Origin of the sequence: Clostridium puniceum (assembly GCF_002006345.1) — a bacterium.
In the GTDB taxonomy this organism is placed as follows: Bacteria; Bacillota; Clostridia; order Clostridiales; family Clostridiaceae; genus Clostridium; species Clostridium puniceum.
Map to the genome: position 1 here is coordinate 82,009 of NZ_LZZM01000053.1, position 16,825 is coordinate 98,833.

The window sequence follows — 16,825 nt, forward strand, 5'->3', positions numbered from 1 at the left end:
AGAAGAATGAAGCAAATAATATATAAATGTTTAAATAGAGAATGTAAAGTTGAATTTAAAGGTAAAAATAAAGACGGATTAAGATGCCCTATATGTGGAAGTTCTATAAGTCCATTTACCCTAAGTCCAACATTTGAAGAATTGGAACATACATATTCATATGAACAATTAAATGGGCATTACTCAAAGCAAATTAACAGTAAAGTTATAATCAATAATAAGATTGTTATAGAAGGCACAGTTTATATTGAAAAAATTACTGAAGGAATAGCTGAAAAAATTAGTAGGAGTTTAAAATAATATGAGTGATTATGTGCAAATAACATTAATAATATGTGGAACGGTTATATTTATTCAATTATTTGGATTTTATATTGTAAAAAGCTTTTGTAACAATAAACAAGAAACCAGGTTTAAAAAGGATGTTATGGTTTTGGCGAACGAAAGGTTTTTACGCTGTAAAAGCCCAACTTATCCAAGACCAGGTACTTCATCTAAGAAAGGAAGATAAATGAATTATGTATAGAAGACTTATGTGCAGACTTTCAATTATAAAATTTAAATTTTTCGTTTATGATATATTGCCGTTACCTAAAAAGATGAAAGATAATCTAGCTAAAAAAATAAAAAAAGAAATGGTTGATATTATGAAAATTACAGATCAAAGAATAAAAGAATTATTAAAAGAAGCTAAGGAATGATGATAAATGCCTAATATAATTGATTGTACTTATAATGGTCAGTACTCATGGTTGATGCAATATATTGAAAAATGTAAGAGCGGAGAAATAATTATTGGCCATGAATTAATGCAGCAACTAGATATTTTATTAACTCATTTTGATGATACTGAAATAACTATAGACTTTTCAGATGCACATAAAAGAATCAAATTCATTGAAGAAAAATGTAAACATAGTGAAGCTCCTTTTGCTGGAAAGCCATTTACATTATTGCTTTACCAAAAAGCTTTCATTGAAGCGATATATTCATTTAAGATATTTGATGAAGAAATAGGAAAGCTTGTACGGTTATATCAAGATGTACTATTTCTTGTAGGTAGAAAAAATGGGAAAACACCTTTAATATCAGCAATATGTTTATCTGAGTGGTTCTGTGGTCCTATGGGATTAAAAATACTTTGCTCAAGTAACGACTATGAATCTGCTGATTTAATGTTTCAAGCAATAAATTCTATGCGTGAGGATAGTCCTGGACTTGAAAAGCTCACAAGAAAAAATATAAAAGGCATGTTTTTTGGAAATCCTAAGACTAAGAAAAAGAAAGGTAAATTCTCATATCAAAATAAAGGAACAATAAAGAAAATTTCAGCTAAAACAGGAGCAAAGGAAGGACGTAATATTGGAGTAGGTGCGGTGGATGAAGTTCACGAATTGAAGGATAATAGTTCAATAATGCCTATTAGACAAGCATTATCTACCCAAGAAGAACCATTATTTTTTGAATTAACAACAGAAGGAGTTATTAATGATGGGTATTTAGATGGTAGATTAAAAGAAGCTAGGCAGGTTTTAGATGGAGAACTTGAAAGACCACGTTGGTTAATATGGCTATACACTCAGGACAATGAAAGAGAAGTATGGCAAGATGAAAATAGTCATTATAAATCAAATCCATCATTAGGAGTAGTAAAGAAGAAAAGTTTTTTAAGACAAATGATAGAAGAAGCTAAGACAAGCAAGCCAACAAAGGTTTTTGTATTATCTAAAGATTTTAATATCAAACAAAATAATGCAGCTGCATGGCTATCTACAGATGATATTGTTAATGAAAAAACTTTTGACTTAGAAGAATTTAGAAACTGCTTTGCTATAGGTGCTGCTGATTTATCAAAAACTGGTGATTTAACAAGCGCAAGAATAATGTTGATGAAACCAGGAGATGATCATAAGTATTTTCACCAAAAGTATTTTATTCCACAATCCAAATTAGAGAATCTTTCGAAAGAAGATTTACCTAAATTTAAACAATGGATAAAAGATAAGTATATTGAAGTATCACCAGGTGGAGAAAATGACTTTAGCTTGGTTACAGCATGGTTCTATAAATTATACAAAGACTATAATATAAGAGTATTTAATACAGGCTATGATAAATGGTCAGCTATATATTGGGTTAAAGAAATGGAGGGATATGGGTTTGATTGTACAAGAATAAATCAAGATTTTGGAACAATGAGCGATCCAATGAAGTTAGTAGAAAAAGACCTTCAAAAGAAACTAATTATATTTAATAATAATCCAGTTGATAAGTGGTGTTTAGAAAATACAGCTTTCACGTTGAATAGTAAATTAGACATAATGCCAATAAAAGTACAAGGGCAAGATGACAAAAAGATCGATGGAGCTGTAACAATTATAATAGCTTACAGAATCTATATAGATAATAGACCAACATTTTTAGATTTAGTCAAAAGAACTGCTTAAAGGTGGTGAGGAATTGTTAAAAAAGGTATTAAAAAATATTAGGAAAATATTATCTAAATGCATAGATGATATTTTTCTTATTATAGGTATTGCATTACTAGCAAGAGGAGTATTTAAAATATTTATTCCAGCGGGATACATAACATTAGGTATTTGTTTTATTGCATTTGCTTTTTTTATTGCAAAGAAAGGAGGTTAGCAGATGTTATTGCAGAGTTTAGTTAATAATAATCAATCAAACAGAAGTTTACAATATGCAAAAATGCTTGATGGTAGTTATCCAGCTTTTAGTCAGTTTGGAAAGAATATTTATGTATCCGACATTGTCCAGAACTGCATTGATATAATAGCAAGTGAATGTAGTAAATTGCAGCCTAAACATATTTTTACTAATAATCAAGGACTACAACAGATACCAAAGTCCAGTATAAATAGGCTCTTTAAATTTGCGCCTAATGAATTAATGACAACTTCAGAGTTCATTGAAAAAACAATATGGTTGTTGTTTATGAATTACAATGTTTTTATTTATCCAACTTATGATACTTATAATGATAAGAATGGAAATCAACAAATTTATTATACTGGGTTTTACCCTTTAAATCCTTCTCAAGTAGATTTTTTACAAGATCCAAATGGAATTATGTATGTAAAGTTTTATTTTAACAATGGGCAGAATTATACTTTGCCATACTCAGATGTGATTCACATTAGAAAGAAGTTTAGTGTAAATGACATAATGGGTGGTGGACATAATGGACAACCAGATAATACAGCATTACTAAAGGTATTAGCAATAAATGATACATCATTACAAGGCATTGGGAATGCAATCAAAAGTAGTTTAGCTATAAGGGGAATATTGAAGATAAATACCATGATGGATGATGCAGGACAAAAAGCTGAAAGAAAAAGGTTAGATGATTCAATTTCAACAGGTGAATCTGGAATAGTTGCACTAGATTTAAAAGGTGACTATACACCATTAACTGTAGATCCCAAACTTATTGATAAAGATACAATGCAATTTCTACAGGATAAAGTATTAAATTGGTATCATGTATCAATGAAAATACTAAGTGGAGATTATACAGATGAGGAATACCAGGCATTTTATGAACAGGCATTAGAACCTATTTTAATTAGATTAGGTCAAGCTTTTTCTAAATGTATGTTTAGTAAAAGAGAATTAGATGTTGGGAATGAAATTATATTTTATCAAAAAGACATGATGTATCTTAGTACGAAATCTAAATTAGATTTATTAAGTATAGCAGGAGCACAGGGATTATTATCAGATGATCAAAAGCTAGCGGCATTAGGATATCCACCATTACCAGATGGAACGGGAAGTCGAAGGACAATAAGTCTTAACTATGTAGATACTAATATTGCTGCACAATATCAATTGAATAATGCAAAAATTAAACAGGATGGAGGTAATAGCAATGGATAAAAATTTACCTAAAAAGAATGAAAAAGCAAAGCGTAATTTTGCAATGGCAGACTTGCGAGCGATTGAACCAAATTCAGATAATCAATCAACAATAAGTGGCCATGCAGCTGTATATGGACAAATGACCAATATAGGTGGCTGGTTTAATGAAATTATAGAACCAGGTGCGTTTAATGATACAGATTTTAGAGATGTAGTATTCAGTGTAAATCATGATTTAGATAAAATACCACTTGCTAGAAGTAGAAATAATAATGCGAATTCTACATTACAGTTGCAAGTCGACAATATAGGGTTAGCAGTAAGGGCTAACTTAGATATTGAAAATAATGTTGATGCAAAAAGCTTATACAGTTCCATTAATCGAGGTGATATGGATGGTATGAGTTTTATTTTTTATGTAGAAGAGGAACGTTGGGAAGGGCTAGATACTAATACACCTACAAGACATATTGAAAAAGTAAAAAAAGTAGTAGAAGTTTCCGTTGTTAGCTTTCCAGCTTATTGCGGAACTGATATAGCTTCATCAAGAGATAAAGAAGCACTGGATAGTGCGAAACTTGCATTGGAGAATGCACGAACTCAAGAACTGGAGAGTTCAAATGATGAAGAGAAAAGACAATTAGAATTAGAAAAATTAAGAACAGAAACATTATTAAAATTTTAGGAGAGTGAATTAAATGAAAGATAAGTTATTAAAATTATTTAATCAAAAAAATGCAAGAAAGCAAGAATTAGCGGCTAAAGCACAATCTACACAAGATATAGCAGAACTAAGAAGCATTAATAGTGAACTGGAGACTTTAAATGCTGAAATAGCGGACTTAGATGGAATGATTAAAGAAATTGAAGCAGAGGAAGCAAGAAATGCTACTCCAGGAATAGAATCAGGGGTGGCATCAATGGATCCACCAATAAATCAATTACCACAATCAAGAGGGCAACAAATACCAAATAATTTTAATCCGTTAGGAACATATCAATCAAGTTCAGCAACACAACAGAGATCACAATCAACTGAGGACAAATATTCAACTTTAGAATATAGACAAGCATTTATGAATTTCTGTATTACTGGTGCTATTGCTCCAGAATTAAGAGCAGATGCAACTACTACAGCTGGAGATGTATCTGCAGTAATACCTTCAACTATTTTAAATGAAGTAATCAAAAAAGTTACTTCATATGGTCAAATATTTAATAGGGTAAGAAAACTTAATGTTAAGGGTGGATTAACAATTCCAATACTTTCGTTAAAACCTACTGCTACATGGATTGGAGAAAATTCTTCAAGTGATAAACAAAAAGCTGAATCAAATAAAAATATTTCATTTAGTTATTATGGGCTTGAATGTAAAGTATCTACTTCATTATTAGCAGATACAGTTAGACTTGAAGGATTTGAAAATGTAATTACAGATCTTATAGTTGAAGCTATGACTAAAGCTTTAGATTTAGCAATTTTGAAGGGGACAGGAACAGGACAACCTTTGGGAATAACAAAGGATACTAGAATACCAGCAACGCAAATAATTACTCTTAAACCAGATGAAATAACTTCATGGAGTGCTTGGAAGAAAAAAGTATTTGCGAAAATGCCTTTATCATATAAGGGTGGAGCAAGTTTCTTTATGGCAAGTGGTACATTTGAAGGCTACATTGATGGAATAGTGGATACAAATGGACAACCAATTGGAAGAGTAAACTATGGAATTACTAGTGGACCACAAGAAAGTTTTGGTGGAAAAGCAGTAGTACAGGTGGAAGATGACATAATTTCACCTTATGATGATGCTGCAACAGGTGATGTAATTGCAGTCTATTGTAACTTAAGTAACTATGGATTTAATTCAAATATGCAAATGTTAATGTATAGATACTTTGATAATGATAAGAATGAGTATGTTGATAAGGCTATTTTAATCGCAGATGGAAAGATTATCGATCCTAATGGTGTAGTTATTGTTAAGAAAGGTGCAACAGCATAGTGAAAAGGGACTTATGTCCCAACTATGTTAATAAGAAAGAAGGTGTTGTATGAGTTTGACAAATGAAGAGTTATTAGAAAAAGTTAAATTAGGGCTTAATGCAGATGATTCAGATGATAATGATAATAATTTATTAATAAAAACTATTGGAGTTAAACAATATATGCTAAATAGTGGAGTATCTAAGGAGCAGATTGAAACAGATTTAGGAATAGTAACTCTTACAATAGGCGTAAATGATGTATGGGATTTGACACAAGGAGAATTAAAGTTCTCTGCTTTGTTTAATTGTATGACTACTCAATTATCAATTAAAAGTTTAATAACTACTTAAAGTAGGTGAAGTATGAATGAAAGGTTAGATAAACGGATAGAGATTTGGGGTAATATAGAATTCTTAAATAAAGAGTTAAACGAAACGGAATTTGAGAAAAAGAAAATAAAAAATATATGGTCTAAAATAATACCTCAGACAGGATCATTGCAAAAGCAACAGGCTAATACAGTATTATCTAATGTAACTCATAAAATTAAGGTTAGATATGCAGCTGCTAAAGATGTAACTCAAGATATGTGGTTTATATATAAAGGACATAGATTCGATATTAAATATATACTTAATCCTTATTATTCAAATGAGTTTTTAGAAATATTTTGTGAAGAGATAATTGGATAAAATTAAGGACTATTTTTTAGGGAAGGTGGTACTATGAGGGATGTATTTGATATAAGTGAGTTAACAAAATTTGAAAAGAGCTTAGTTGAAAAAATTAATGATACTATGCCAAAAGAATCTAAAAAATTTATAAAAAAGCAATCTGGAAAACTTAATAAAAAAAATAAGCAAGTATTCAAGAGTAAAGGTATAGGAGAAGAAACTGGAAATTTAATTAAAGGTTTTAAAAGTGGGAAAGCCTATAAATATCAAGGTGTTTGGAGTTCTAGAGCGTATAATAGTAGTCCTCACGCTCATCTATTAAATGACGGGTACATGTGGGCACCGCATAAAAAAATTGCAAAAGGACAAAAACAAATTCAAAGTGGTGAGGAACACTTTATTCCAGGGTTTCATTTTATGGAAGAAGCAGCTAAGAATTTTGAAAGTGGATACTATTTAGATGTTGAAGAACTTTTGCATAATGTATTTATAAAGGGGTTATAGATATGATCACATTACAACAAATAAATAAAGCGATTAATGATACTATAAAAGGTGCTTTAAGTTGTACGAATTTTAGTGATGTTCTGATAAAATCAGAAGATATACAAGAAGCATTAAAAAAAAGCGCAGATGGTTCAATTAATTCTGAAATAAGACCAAGCATAAAAGTTAAACTAGAACAAAGTAAAATTGAAAAATTTAATAGTCGTAATAAAGAAAGAACTCTCACAGTAAGGGTTTATTTTTTTGCAAAAGATAGATACAAGTACAAAAACGATAACATGAAAATGCAGGATATTCTTGAGAATGCTTTTCTTGAGGATATAAAAGTAACAGATACTTTTTATATGCCAATTCTAGAAGATGGAGTTGATTTTAGTGTTACTGATTCAGTTTTGCAATGTAGTTTTGACTTATATTCAGTTGAATTGATTTCAGAAGAACCAGGAGAACCAATGGAAGAATTAAAATTAGATTTTAATTTACATGAAATAAAAGATTAAGAAAGGTGATGATAATATGGCAGTTAGATTACCATGGATAGATGTAATTTTCAAACAGCTTGCTAATACTTTTAGAAGCAGAAGTGAGAGAGGTGTGGCTATTCTTATTGTTAGAGATGATACAGATAAAACATTTGACAATAAAAAATATTCAACACTTGAAGAATTATTAAAAGATAAGGATTTATATACTTCATCTAATTATCAATATATGCAAGATGTTTTAAATTTTAAAGCTTATAAGTTAGTAGTAATCAGAATTAATGCTACTGCAACAGGAGAGGAAACTATTCCTACAATAGCAGATGCCTTAAAGATAGTTGAAAAAACTGTTAGAAGTGGTTGGATTTCATTTCCGGATGGGTTAGCAGCGGATTATCAATCTTTAGCGGATTGGGTTAAAGCAAAAGAAAATGTTGGGTTAACATACAAAGCTATAGTGTATAAGGTTGTAGCAGATAGTAAACAAGTAGTCAATTTCACAAATCCTAGTATTACTTTTAAAGGTGATAGAGGAAAATTCACAGGAGATAAATATTTACCGTCACTTTTAGGTATTTTAGCATCTTGTAATGTTAGTAGATCATCAACATATTTTATATGCACTAATTTAGCAGCAATTGAAACTGTAGTAGATGAAGAAGTAGCGGTTAAAGCTGGAGAATTTATACTTATTAACGATGTAGATGAAATTAAAGTCGGTTTGGGAATTAACAGCTTACAAACTATAAGTGAAGAAACAAATACAACAGAGGATATGAAATATATAGACATAGTCGAAGCCATGAATTTGATTACAGATGATATTAAATCAATTTTTAAATCAGATTATTTAGGCAAAAAGAAAAATAGTGTTGATAATCAGATGGTACTTGTTTCAGCAATAGTTTCATATTTTAAAGAACTTACAAAAGAAAATATCCTTGATCCTGAATTTAGTAATACTTGTGATATAAATATTCCAGAACAAAGAAAAGCACTTATTACTATAAAAGGAGAGGCAAGTGAATGGGATGATACAAAAGTTAAAAATAACACTTACAAGAGAAGTGTTTTCTTACTTGGAGATATAAAAATATTAGGCGGAATGGAAAACCTAAAACTTGTATTAACAATGAATTAGGAGGTGCGAAAATGGTAGATGTTAATAGAATACTTAAAGGTAAAGATGGAGAAATGTGGTTTAATGGACAACTATTAGCCTCATTAAAAAAGATAGAAGCAAAAGTTAAAGGAGATTTTGAAGATATTAATCTTTGCGGAGACCCTTCCACACATTCAGTTTATAATGGGTGGAGCGGTGAAGGCAGCTTTATTTGTTTAAAAATTGATTCAACCGTATGGAAGCTAGTAGCTGAGGCGTATAAGACTGGCGTAATGCCACCTATTAAGATTATTACACGCTTAACAGACAAATCAACTGGGCAATCTGAAAGAGCAGCTATTGAAGGAATAACTATTACAGAATTTGCGTTAGCAAGTTTTGAAGCGAAAAAAATGCTAGAAGAAGAATACCCATTCAAATTCAGTGATTATGAGATATTAGAATCGATAGCTTAATTTTATGGACATTCATAGGAGTGTCCTTTATTTATAATTAATAAATTGGAGGATTAGAAGATGAATAAAGAAATTAGTAAAAAAGCAACATTAGAGGATTTTGTAGCAAAGAAAGTGAAAAAAGAAAAAGATAAAGATAAAACCAAGGATATATATGTTACTAGTATGGATAGAGCAATCACATTAAAAAAACCAAGTGAAGAAAGAATTTATTCTTATGCAAATGAAATTGGAGATAAACCTGACTTAGCTTCAACTATAGAAGCCAATAGAAAGTTAATATATGATTGCTGTCAAGAACTTAAAGAGCCACAAGTTATTGAAGCATTAGAATTGAAAGATCCTTACGATATTCCTAGAATTTTATTTGATATTGCAGATATTAAAGAAATAATGAATCAATTTAACGAATTGCTTGGCAATACAAATATTGAGGAAGAAATAAAAAACTAATAGAGCATGATGAAGATGCGAACATGATAGCTTTTTACCTAGTGCGTGGATTTAAATTAGAATATCTATTAAATAAAACGCACTTAGAAAAAGCTTTTTTTCATTGTGCAAGGAAAGAATATTATGAAGAAGAAAAGTTAAAATGGAGATCCATATTGTCAGAGGCATTTGGTGGAGGTGAATAAGTTTGGCATCAAAAACCATATCCACTATTTTAAATTTAAAAGATAATTTCAGTGAAACCATAAAAAGAACTACAGCCAGTACTGCTAATTTTGCAAAAGGAATAAAAGAATCTGAAACTACAGTTAATAAAATGAAAAGCGGGATAACCAATGCATTTAGTTCTATTGGTGAATCTATTAAAAATGGCATTGGTTTAGGTGCTGGATTAGATATATATGGCCAGGCTAAAGAAGATATTTCGGAAATGATTAATTTAGGTTCTGATCTGCAAAAATCATTAAATGGTATTCAAGCAGCAACTGGCTATACTGATGATACTATGTCAGGTATGAGACAAATAATGTTGGATATTTATAATGATAACTTTGGAGAAAACTTTGAAGATATATCAGAAACTATAAAAACAATTGGACAACAGACTGGAGCAACTGGTAATGATTTAAAAGGACTAGCTGAAAATGGCTTATTACTAAAAGATACTTTTGGTTTTGAAGTTAATGAATCAGTACGAAGTACCAATATGATGATGAAGCAATTTGGCATAGATGGTAATCAAGCCTATAACCTTATAGCTCAAGGTGCTCAACAAGGCTTAAACAAAAATGGTGATTTATTAGATGTTGTAAATGAATATTCTGTCCAATTCAAAAAAGTTGGATTAGGGGCGGAAGATATGTTTAATGCCATAAAGGCAGGAGCAGATTCAGGAACTTTTTCTGTAGATATTTTATCCGATGGATTAAAAGAATTTGCAATAAGGGCAGTAGATGGCAGTAAAACAACAGCAGATGGATTTACTCAGCTTGGATTTAATGCTGATAATATGGCAAAAAAATTTTCACAAGGTGGAGATACTTCAAAAGAAGCCTTTAAAGATATGATAAGTGCACTGGCTAAAATGGATAATCCAATTAAACAGAATCAAATTGGAGTCGAACTTTTTGGAACGAAGTGGGAAGACTTAGGCTCTAATGCAGTAATGGCATTAGCAAAGACTAACGGTTCTATAAGTGAAACTGTAGATGCATTAGGTAAAATAAAAACTATAAAATATAATGATGTAGGTTCTGCTTTTGAGGGAATAAAAAGAAATATTCAAACAAGTGTATTAATACCAATTTCCGATTCGGTGTTACCTAAATTAAATGAATTTGGTGGCTGGTTTATAAATAATATTCCATCTATAAAAGAAAAAGTTTCATGGGTAACTCAAACTTTTATAGATATAGGAAGTTCAATAATAGATAAAGATTTACCGCCACTTAAAGATTTTATTGATTCTTGTATAAATTTAGGGACTACTATTTCAAGCAGTGTACAGCCAGCTATTGATGGAATTGTTCCTGATAATTGGAACTCAGTAGCAGATGCAGTAAAAGATATTCTAACAAATGCAACAGAGGTTGTTAATTTTATAAATGATAATTGGAATGAAATAGAGCCTGTTATATTAACAATTGTAGGGGCTTTAGGTGCTTACAAATTAACACTTATAGCAATTGAAGCGTGGACAGTAATTGTAGGTGCAACAAATGAGATATTTGCAACTGTAGAATTAGCAATATGGGGAGTTGTAAATGCAACTAGTGCATGGGAAGCGGTGCAATGGCTACTAAATGTTGCTATGGATGCAAACCCTATTGGAGTTGTAATTATGGCAATAGCAGCACTTGGATTAGCAATTTATGAAGTTGTTACACATTGGCAAGAAATTGTAGATTGGTGCAAAAGGACATGGGATATTATTAATAATAATCCTATTTTAGGTTTTATAGCTACTGTTATAAGTCCATTGGGAGTAGCATTAATTGGAATTGTTGCTCATTGGGAGGATATTTGTAAATGGATAGAAAAAGCTTGGAATTGGCTCACATCGTGGAATGATACTCCAGCAAGTAATAAAGATATGACCATAACAACTACACAACAAGGAAATCCACTTGCACCTACAGACGATAATGGAAATGTACCACAGCCACTATTTGAAGTTGGTGCTAATGCAACAGGCACTCAATATTGGCGAGGTGGAAGAACCGTAGTCGGAGAATATGGAAAGGAGATAGTGGATTTGCCAAATGGCAGCAAGGTGCATACAGCTAGTCAAAGCCAAAAGATGTTAAATAATAATTCTAAAGTTGATATACAAGTAATAATTCAAGGGAACGTAATAGGAAATGAAGAATATGCAGATAGCATTGGAGAACATGTATGGAATAAAATAAATTTAGGATTATCTAATGTTTAGAAAGGAAGGTAATTTATGAAATATGATGTTTATATAAGTGATTATAAAAAGACAAAAGTAATTCAATTGCCAATTATACCACCAGAATTACCTTCTTTATCAAAACCAATAGCAAATGAGGAATTTGAAACATATTGGAGTGGAGTATATAACTTTATAGAGAAGCCAGGACTATTGGCATTTACTTTAGATTCTTGGCTTCCAGAAAAGGCTAATAAATATAATTTCTCAAGAAGCCAAATAAATCCACTAGATTGTATAAAATCACTTGAAGATGCCAGAGACAATGCAGAACCAATAAGAATAATTATTTCAACTCAAAACAATATATCTTATGTAAATGATATATATTCTATTGAGTCATTTTCTTATAATGTAAATAAAAGGAATGATTATCAATATTCTTTAGGTGTAAAGCAATGGAGAGAATATACTTCAAAAATCCCAACAATTTATAAAGTTGGTTGGGATCAGAATAATAATGGATGGTTTTATTATACAGATGAAGAAGGAAACTATTACAAAGATGGATGGGAAATTATTGATAACGAATATTATAGTTTTGATATAAATGGATATATGAGACAATCAGCTTGGTTAAAAGATGGTGGTTCTTGGTATTATTTAAAAGATAGTGGTAAGATGGCTAGAAATGAATGGATAACTATTGATAGTAAGTCTTATTATTTTGGAGAGCAGGGAGGAATGTATGTAAATGCATATACTCCAGATGGCTATTATGTAGATGAAAATGGAGTTTGGGTTAAATAGGAGGGATTGACCAATATGTACAAATTAATTTCTCAAGAGATAGATTTAATGAAATATATCAATCAAGTTAAGTGGAATAGTGAAACTGATACATTAGGTACTCAGTTAAGTTTTGATTGTTTAAAAGATTTGAAAGAGGGCGTTGTAGTTAGTCTCTGGATAAATGATACTGAATATTTTAGAGGCATAGTTATAAAAAAGACTCAAAAAAGGTGGACATTCTCTTATACTTGTCAAGATTACAGCTTTTATCTTAAGAATAAAGTTATTAAACAGTTTAATGGAATTTCTGCAAGCGAAGCCATAAAATCCTTATTAGGAGAAGCTTATATTGTAGGGAATATAGTTAATATTCCAACGCCAATAACTAAAATTTATACGGACAATAGTTTAGATGAAATAATAAAAGGTATTTTAGACATGGCAGAAAAGGATCAAGGTATTAAATATTTTAAAGAAATAGAAGGTAACATTTTATATGTACGAAAGCTTGAAGAAATGAGGATATACCCACAAATATTAATTCCAAAGGGAATTGACATTAATAGCAGTATAGAGGATATGAAAAATAGTATAACTATAGTATCTAATGAAGAAAACAATATGTCAATTATTGCAAAAGCAGAGGATACAAGTCAACAGCCTTGGTTTGGAGTATTAAGTGATATACAAACTGTAGATGATAAAAATATATCCCAGGCACAAAATATAGCTGATAATCTGCTTTTAGAGAAAAATAAAATACTAAAAAATGCATCATTTGAAGTTATGACAGTTAAAGATGCTGAAACTATTAAGGCAAATAGAATGATTTGGGTAGAGGCTGGCAGTAGAATGAACGGATTTTATAAAATAAAAAGTGCAAGTCATACACTTGCTAAAGGTACGCATAAAGTGAGTATAAGTTTGGAGTGGTAATATGGGTTATGATGTAGAGTTTGCAAAGCAATTTAGGTCAAGGGATAATATTAAACCCACAGGAGCTCAGCTTGGTGAGGTTATTTCAATTAATCCTTTAAGAATCGCCATATATGGGAATGAAGCTATTTTAGAATCGCAACATTGCTATATGTGTTCTGCAATGGTAGAAAGATTCCTAAGAAAAGCAGATATGAGAATAAAAGCATATAGTGCTTCAATAAGTACAACAGATACTGGAGGATATTCTAATAGCTCAATGAGAGTAGCTGATAAAAGTGATTATGAGATTGAAATACTATTTAAAGAAATTATAAAAATCGGGGATATGTTATTATGTATGCCTACTGTTGATGGACAACATTTTTTTATAATCGATAAGGTGGTGTTAGCTGATGTTTCCAACCCAACAAGTTAATATAAATTCAGAAATTGAAGTTGCAAAGACTGCTGGAAATGGTAAGGCTTTTTTATTTGATTTTAATTTAGGAGATTTCATTGTAAAAGATGGAAAACTCCTAGAGTTAGAAGATCTAGAAGCTTTAAAAATGTGGATAGAAAAGATTTTAAGGACAGAAAGGTTTAAATTTAAAGTGTATGAAACAGGGGAAAGAGTGGAGTATGGGATTTCACTATTGCAATTTGTGAATAGTGGATATCCTCAAGCTTTTGTACAAGCAGAAATTCAAAGAGAAATTACAGAATCATTACTTAAAAATATTAAAATTAATTCGCTTGAAAATTTTACTTTTAGTAGAATAAATAGAACTTTAGGTGTAAGTTTTAGAGTTAATACTATATATGGAAGCATAGACAAAGAGGTGATTATCTAAATGGCAGATGATAAAGAAACTATACAATCTAGGATGATGTCAAATATATCAAACCAATATGATAGGTCAGAGGGAGCATTTTTCTATGATTCTGCTAAACCAGTAGCTATTGAATTAGAAGGAGCTTATAAGAAAGCTGATGCAATATTAAAAAAGAGATATGGATATTCAGCTACTGGAGCTGAACTTGATAAGGTAGTAGCAGAAGAAGGTTTAATTAGAAAAAAAGCAACTAAAGCAAGAGGAACAGTAACTATAACCGGAACGGAAGGTTCTTTAATAACTAAGGGTGAATATGTTGCAAGTGATGCTACTAACTTTATGTTTTTAGAAAATGCTGTAATCCCATCAACTAAAACTATCGATGTTTCAGTTGAATGTATAAAGTTTGGAACTGTGGGAAATGTTCCTGTAGGTGCAATTAAATTTTTCCCTAAAACTTTAGATGGATTACAAACTGTTACAAGCACAGAAGATTTCAAAACAGGCTACGAGGAAGAAACCGATGAAGAATTAAGAGAGCGATATTATATTAAAATACAGACACCTAGTACAAGTGGAAATAAATATCATTATAAGAACTGGGCTCTAGCAGTTACCGGAGTTGGTGGTGCAAAAGTATTTCCTTTATGGAATGGTAATGGGACAGTAAAGGTAGTAATAGCAGATAGCAACAAAAGAAGTGCAAGCTTAGATTTAATCACAAAGGTTAAAATGTATATTGATCCATACCCAGAAGGAAATGGAGAAGGGCAGGCACCAATTGGAGCAACTGTTACAATTACAAGCGCAGTAGAAAAAGCAATAAATATAACTGCAAATGTTACCCTAGCCCTAGGAATTGAATTAGCACAGGTAAAAGCAGAATTTGAGAGTCTATTTGAAGAATATCTAAAGTCTGTGAGTTTTAAAACTACATATATAAGTATTGCAAAAATAGGGAATCTATTGCTAAATACAGCTGGAGTTATAGATTATGTAGATTTAAAATTGAATAATGCTGCTATCAATTTACCTTTGCTAGATGAAGAAATTGCAGTAAGTGGAATTGTTAATCTAGGGGTGGTGACATAGATGGAAGTAAGCAAGTTTAATGAAAAATTAAATAAGTTAGAAGGGAATATATATACTACAGAAGAAGAAATTATGCTTATTAATGGAGTATATATTGGCTCTTTGGCCCATGATAATATAAATAAAAAAAGTTTAAATATATATACTGGTTCAAAACTTACAGGAGATAGGATAACAAATTATTTCTTGTCAACTCCAAGTGAAACGCCATGGAAATATACAATTAAAATTATGGACAATGTAGATAAAGTATATATAACTTATGAAACTACTGGAGATCAAGTTGAGGCTGAGGATGTAAATAATCTGCAAAATGAGATTGTTAGAACGCAACAGGAAATTAATAATTATGAACAGTTAAACAATGAAAAAGTAAATAGCATTGATGTTAGAGTTAATAATGTTGAAATTAATAAAGCGGATAAAGATCTTGTTTTTACTAAAGAAGAAGTACTGCAGAAATTTAATGACTTAATCGATAGTGCTCCAGGAACGTTGGATACTTTAAATGAAATTGCTAAAGCTTTAGGTGATGATCCTAACTTTTCTACCACAATTATAAATTTGCTAAATAATAAAGTTGATAAGGCGGATGGAAAACAATTAAGTACTGAAGATTACAGTACTCAAGAAAAAACTAAATTAGCTGGTATTCAGGATAATGCAAATTATTATGAACTTCCTAAAATTCTTCCATCAGCTATGATAAAAGAAGATGAAAATCATATGTTTGTTTCGGCTGAAGAAAAAGCAGCAATAAAAACAAGTGGTGGGGATTCAGTATTTCAAATAGCAGAAGGAACAGGTACTGCTATAACATTAACATTATCATCATTAGTGAATGGATATAGTAAAACATTTATAGCAAGTGCTAATAATAGTGGAGCTGCTACAACTATAAATGGAAAGCAGCTTTATAAACCAGGAACGACAACGCCACCTAATTTAGTAACTGGTAAAGCTTATACAGTTTGGTACAACTTAACGGGTGATTGTTTTTTTATCAAAGCTAGTGCGGAAGGCACTGCACTAGCAAAAGATGTAAGAAAAAATACAACCTTTAGTAATTATAATGATACTGGAATAGCTGGTGGATTAGACTTATCTTTATTAGTAAGCGGAAATATAAAATCAGGAATAACTATAGATGGCATAAGTGGTAAAACAAGCGTAGTAGATACATCAGATGCATTAGCTACTGCAGCACAATTATTATCTGGTGTATCTGC

Annotated in this window: 22 protein-coding genes and 1 pseudogene; all 23 read left to right on the forward strand. The window is 30.8% G+C overall.

What is annotated here, in order from left to right; translation table 11 throughout:
* The first annotated feature begins 6 nt into the window (after positions 1-6).
* On the forward strand, positions 7-300 hold the full coding sequence (locus tag CLPUN_RS04790) for an Rpo12/RPC10 RNA polymerase subunit family protein (RefSeq protein ID WP_077846218.1): 294 nt from the start codon (positions 7-9) through the stop codon (positions 298-300).
* Position 301: 1 nt separating this feature from the next.
* On the forward strand, positions 302-511 hold the full coding sequence (locus CLPUN_RS04795; protein ID WP_077846219.1) for a hypothetical protein: 210 nt from the start codon (positions 302-304) through the stop codon (positions 509-511).
* Between the two features lie 7 nt (positions 512-518).
* Positions 519-701, forward strand: a complete 183-nt coding sequence (locus CLPUN_RS04800) for a hypothetical protein (protein ID WP_077846220.1) — start codon at positions 519-521, stop codon at positions 699-701.
* A gap of 6 nt (positions 702-707) precedes the next feature.
* A complete protein-coding gene (locus tag CLPUN_RS04805; RefSeq protein WP_077846221.1) occupies positions 708-2,447 on the forward strand; it encodes a terminase large subunit in 1,740 nt (579 codons plus the stop codon).
* 13 nt (positions 2,448-2,460) lie between these two features.
* Positions 2,461-2,646, forward strand: coding sequence for a hypothetical protein (locus CLPUN_RS04810; protein WP_077846222.1), 186 nt, complete (start codon positions 2,461-2,463; stop codon positions 2,644-2,646).
* Between the two features lie 3 nt (positions 2,647-2,649).
* Positions 2,650-3,903 (forward strand): phage portal protein, encoded by a 1,254-nt coding sequence (locus tag CLPUN_RS04815; RefSeq protein ID WP_077846223.1) that lies wholly within the window; start codon positions 2,650-2,652, stop codon positions 3,901-3,903.
* Positions 3,896-4,570 carry an HK97 family phage prohead protease gene (locus CLPUN_RS04820; RefSeq protein WP_077846224.1) on the forward strand — a complete coding sequence of 225 codons (675 nt, stop codon included), beginning with the start codon at positions 3,896-3,898 and terminating at the stop codon, positions 4,568-4,570. Before CLPUN_RS04815 ends, CLPUN_RS04820 begins: the two co-directional genes overlap by 8 nt.
* A gap of 13 nt (positions 4,571-4,583) precedes the next feature.
* Positions 4,584-5,891, forward strand: a complete 1,308-nt coding sequence (locus tag CLPUN_RS04825) for a phage major capsid protein (RefSeq protein WP_077846225.1) — start codon at positions 4,584-4,586, stop codon at positions 5,889-5,891.
* A 49-nt stretch (positions 5,892-5,940) separates the two neighbouring features.
* Complete coding sequence (locus CLPUN_RS04830; RefSeq protein WP_242954043.1) at positions 5,941-6,225, forward strand: phage gp6-like head-tail connector protein; 285 nt, start codon at positions 5,941-5,943, stop codon at positions 6,223-6,225.
* Between the two features lie 12 nt (positions 6,226-6,237).
* Positions 6,238-6,567 (forward strand): phage head closure protein, encoded by a 330-nt coding sequence (locus CLPUN_RS04835; protein WP_077846226.1) that lies wholly within the window; start codon positions 6,238-6,240, stop codon positions 6,565-6,567.
* 33 nt (positions 6,568-6,600) lie between these two features.
* Entirely contained in the window at positions 6,601-7,053 is a 453-nt protein-coding gene (locus CLPUN_RS04840; RefSeq protein ID WP_077846227.1) for a hypothetical protein, read from the forward strand.
* A 2-nt stretch (positions 7,054-7,055) separates the two neighbouring features.
* Complete coding sequence (locus CLPUN_RS04845) at positions 7,056-7,556, forward strand: phage tail terminator family protein (protein WP_077846228.1); 501 nt, start codon at positions 7,056-7,058, stop codon at positions 7,554-7,556.
* Positions 7,557-7,572: 16 nt separating this feature from the next.
* Positions 7,573-8,679: a phage tail sheath C-terminal domain-containing protein gene (locus tag CLPUN_RS04850; protein ID WP_077846229.1), complete on the forward strand. Its 1,107-nt coding sequence runs from the start codon at positions 7,573-7,575 to the stop codon at positions 8,677-8,679.
* 11 nt (positions 8,680-8,690) lie between these two features.
* Positions 8,691-9,116, forward strand: a complete 426-nt coding sequence (locus CLPUN_RS04855; protein ID WP_077846230.1) for a phage tail tube protein — start codon at positions 8,691-8,693, stop codon at positions 9,114-9,116.
* Positions 9,117-9,176: 60 nt separating this feature from the next.
* On the forward strand, positions 9,177-9,569 hold the full coding sequence (locus CLPUN_RS04860) for a hypothetical protein (RefSeq protein WP_077846231.1): 393 nt from the start codon (positions 9,177-9,179) through the stop codon (positions 9,567-9,569).
* A 23-nt stretch (positions 9,570-9,592) separates the two neighbouring features.
* Positions 9,593-9,754 (forward strand): hypothetical protein, encoded by a 162-nt coding sequence (locus CLPUN_RS27505; protein WP_207652741.1) that lies wholly within the window; start codon positions 9,593-9,595, stop codon positions 9,752-9,754.
* Positions 9,755-9,756: 2 nt separating this feature from the next.
* Positions 9,757-12,000, forward strand: a complete 2,244-nt coding sequence (locus tag CLPUN_RS04865) for a phage tail tape measure protein (protein WP_077846232.1) — start codon at positions 9,757-9,759, stop codon at positions 11,998-12,000.
* 15 nt (positions 12,001-12,015) lie between these two features.
* Positions 12,016-12,771 carry a cell wall-binding protein gene (locus CLPUN_RS04870; RefSeq protein WP_077846233.1) on the forward strand — a complete coding sequence of 252 codons (756 nt, stop codon included), beginning with the start codon at positions 12,016-12,018 and terminating at the stop codon, positions 12,769-12,771.
* Between the two features lie 15 nt (positions 12,772-12,786).
* Positions 12,787-13,689, forward strand: a complete 903-nt coding sequence (locus CLPUN_RS04875; RefSeq protein ID WP_077846234.1) for an XkdQ/YqbQ family protein — start codon at positions 12,787-12,789, stop codon at positions 13,687-13,689.
* Between the two features lies 1 nt (position 13,690).
* Positions 13,691-14,107 (forward strand): DUF2577 family protein, encoded by a 417-nt coding sequence (locus CLPUN_RS04880; RefSeq protein WP_077846235.1) that lies wholly within the window; start codon positions 13,691-13,693, stop codon positions 14,105-14,107.
* Positions 14,085-14,522 (forward strand): DUF2634 domain-containing protein, encoded by a 438-nt coding sequence (locus CLPUN_RS04885; protein WP_077846236.1) that lies wholly within the window; start codon positions 14,085-14,087, stop codon positions 14,520-14,522. Before CLPUN_RS04880 ends, CLPUN_RS04885 begins: the two co-directional genes overlap by 23 nt.
* Positions 14,523-15,596, forward strand: a complete 1,074-nt coding sequence (locus tag CLPUN_RS04890) for a baseplate J/gp47 family protein (RefSeq protein WP_077846237.1) — start codon at positions 14,523-14,525, stop codon at positions 15,594-15,596. It begins immediately after the preceding gene.
* Positions 15,597-16,825, forward strand: a pseudogene (locus CLPUN_RS28515) (hypothetical protein); the annotation flags it as partial.